Annotated in this window: 3 protein-coding genes; all 3 read left to right on the plus strand. The window is 71.5% G+C overall.

Annotated elements, in window-relative coordinates:
• Positions 1-54: 54 nt before the first annotated feature.
• The gene (gene blsG / locus VR44_RS32035) at positions 55-1,221 is read left to right on the plus strand and encodes an arginine 2,3-aminomutase (RefSeq protein WP_052713932.1); all 1,167 of its coding nucleotides are present in this window, start codon (positions 55-57) and stop codon (positions 1,219-1,221) included.
• Positions 1,218-2,399, plus strand: coding sequence for a DegT/DnrJ/EryC1/StrS family aminotransferase (locus VR44_RS32040; RefSeq protein ID WP_045951137.1), 1,182 nt, complete (start codon positions 1,218-1,220; stop codon positions 2,397-2,399). Before blsG ends, VR44_RS32040 begins: the two co-directional genes overlap by 4 nt.
• Positions 2,396-3,039: ATP-grasp domain-containing protein (locus VR44_RS32045; RefSeq protein WP_045951138.1), on the plus strand; the 644-nt coding region annotated here is incomplete at its 3' end. The genes VR44_RS32040 and VR44_RS32045, both read left to right, overlap by 4 nt.

Below are 3,039 nucleotides of genomic sequence, written 5' to 3' on the forward strand. Positions count from 1 at the left end.
CCCCGCCGCTTCCGGCCCACTCCCCCACGTCGTCCGCGCCGTGCTGGAGCCGCCATGTCCGACACCGTCCGCGAACCCGTCACCACCGCCCGCCCCGAACTGATCCGTCCCCGGGTCCCCGAGAACGACTGGGACGACTGGCGCTGGCACATGCGCCGGCGCATCACCAACGTCGAGAAGGCCAGGCAGTGGATCAACCTCAGTGCCGACGAGGAGGAGGCCATCGCCGGGGTGGCGGGCAAGTACCGCTGGAGCGTCACCCCGTACTACGCCTCCCTGATGGACCCCGACGACCCCGCCTGTCCGGTCCGGCAGCAGGCGGTGCCGGCGCTCGGCGAGCTGATGGAGTTCCCCGGCGCCGAGGTCGACCCCGTCGGGGACACCTACTACCGCAGGACCAACCGGGTCGTGCACAAGTACCCGGACCGCGTGATCATGCTGATCACCGAGGCCTGCCCCGTCTACTGCCGCCACTGCACGCGCAAGTTCCACACCACCGACGTCGACGGCACCTACTTCCGTGACGACGAGGGCGGCTCCTTCGAGGAGGACCTGCGCTACATCGCCGACCACCCCGAGATCCGGGACGTCCTGCTGACCGGCGGCGATCCCCTCTCCTACCAGGACGGCAAGCTGGAGGAGATCATCGCCGGGCTGCGGGCGATCCCCAGCGTGGAGATCATCCGCATCGGCAGCAGGTTCCCCGTCCTGCTGCCGCAGAGGATCACCGAAGAGCTCTGCTCCATGCTCGCGCGCTACCACCCGGTCTGGCTGAACACCCATTTCAACCACCCCAAGGAGATCACGCCGGAGGCCGCGGCGGCCGTCGACCGCCTGCTGCGGCACGGCATCCCGGTCGGGAACCAGACGGTGCTGCTGCGCGGGATCAACGACGACGTCGCCGTCATGCGCACCCTGATGACCGAGCTGCTGCGGATCCGGGTCCGTCCGTACTACCTCTACCACTGCGACAACGTCACAGGGGTCTCCCACTTCATGACGACGGTGGAGAAGGGCTGGGAGATCATGGACGGCCTCCAGGGCCACATCACCGGGTTCGGCGTCCCCCAGTACGTCCTGACCACCAGGATCGGGAAGATCCCCATCGCGCGGCCCTCCTTCACCCCCACCCCCGACGGCCTGCTGCTGCGCAACTACCGAGGCCAGGAAATGGTCGTCGGCGGCGACGCCCAGCCGATCACGGAGTCCGACACACGATGAGCACACTCGACAAGCGGCTCGGGCAGCGCTTCCTGCCCTACGGAGCGAACTACCTCGACTGGTCCGACATGTCGGAACTGAAGAAGGTGATCGAGCACCAGGTCCTGTTCCGCTACCAGACCGAGACCGAGAGCATGGCCTCCCGCCTGGAGCGGACCGTGGCCGAACGGCTCGGCGCGGGCCACGCCCTGGCCGTGCACAACTGCACGGAGGCACTGCGGCTGGCGCTGATCTCCACCCGCCCGGCCGTCGGCGACCCGGTGTACATCCCGGCCGTGACGTTCGTCGCGGTGGCCGGCGCGGTGCTGTCCTGCGGCCTGATCCCGGTCCTGGTCGACGCCGACGACTCGCTCTCGATGGACCCGACGCTGCTGCCCCCGGACGCGCAGCGCGTGATCACGGCCCACATGGAGGGCACCGTCGCCCCGCTGCCGGCGGGCGTGCCCTACCTGATCGAGGACTGCGCGCAGTCGCTCGGCGCACGCCTCCCCGACGGCCGGCACGCGGGAACGGCCGGCTACGCCGGGACGTTCAGCTTCCACCACAACAAGGTCCTCACCTCGGGCGAGGGCGGGCTCGTCGTCACCGGCGCCGACGACGCCTGGGCGACCATGCGCCGCTACCACGACCACGGCTCGGCCCGGGTACCCGGCCACTACCCGACCTGGGACGAGGACGCCCACTTCGGCGAGAACTTCGTCACGAGTGAGCAGGTCGCGGCCGTCCAGTGCCAGCAGTTCCGCCACCTGGACGAGCTGCTCGCCGGACTGGAGCGGATGTACGCCATCGCCATGACCGAACTGCCCTCCCGCCCCGACCTGGAGGTCCGGCCCCGGGCGGCCGGCGACGTGAAGGTCAGCCTGCGGTTCCGGTGCGAGAGCAAGGAGCTGCGGGACGCCGCGGTGGCCGCGCTCACCGGGGCCGGCATCGCCAACTGGACGCTGGGGAAGTACCTGCTGCCCGCCCACCCGGTGCTCACCGGCCGCCGTTCGCTGTACCGCGACGGCTTTCCGTGGAACCACGCCCCGGAGGGGCCCCTCGCCCTCAGCCGCGACGGGTTCGCCCGCACGCGGGACCTGCTGGACCGCACCCTGTGCCTGCCGCTCTCCCCGGAACTCCCGGAGGAGGAACAGGCGCTCGCGGTCAAGGCCGTCCGCCGGGTGCTGGAGGCGGTGTGAGCGGCGCCGAGGTGCTGTTGATGGTGGACGACCGGCCGTCGTCCTTCACCCGCTACGCGGCCCGGGAGCTGGCCGGCCGGCTGGTCCTGCTGCGGTTCGCCGACACCCGGCCGGACCTGCCCGAGGACCACCTGCGGGAGACCGCGCACCTGCCCGCCTTCTGGGTGCGCGAGGACGCGGCTCCGGCCGAGGAGGCCCGGCGGTACCGGGAGTGGGCGGCGGGGCTGCCGGCGGCGCCGACCAGGTTCTGCAACCCCTCGGAGCCCCGGCAGGCGGCCGCCCAGCGGTTCGCCCGGCTCGCCGGCCTGCCGCACCTGACCGAGCGGCAGGTGGCCCTGGTCCGCGACAAGGCGGCCATGAAGGACTGCTTCCGGGAACTGGGCCTGCGGACGGCGGAGTTCGAACGCGTGGGGTCGGCAGCCGGGATCGAGCGGTTCGCCGGCCGGCACGGCTGGCCGGTGGTGCTCAAGCCGGTGGACTCGTTCGCCTGCGTGGACACCCACCGGCTCGACGGGCCGGACGACCTCGCCGGGATCGACCTCGCGGCGCGGGACTGGATGGTGGAGGCGTACCTCGGGGGAACGGAATGGGAGGTCTGCGCGATCATCCTCGGCGGTGAGGTCCTCGACGCGTGGCCGAG

Origin of the sequence: Streptomyces katrae (assembly GCF_000966975.1) — a bacterium.
GTDB lineage: Bacteria > Actinomycetota > Actinomycetes > Streptomycetales > Streptomycetaceae > Streptomyces > Streptomyces katrae.

What these genes read in the sequence shown, in the direction of transcription:
- blsG (WP_052713932.1), top strand. Translation starts at nt 55, where the DNA reads ATGTCCGACACCGTCCGCGAACCCGTCACCACCGCCCGCCCCGAACTG.
- VR44_RS32040 (WP_045951137.1), top strand. Translation starts at nt 1,218, where the DNA reads ATGAGCACACTCGACAAGCGGCTCGGGCAGCGCTTCCTGCCCTACGGA.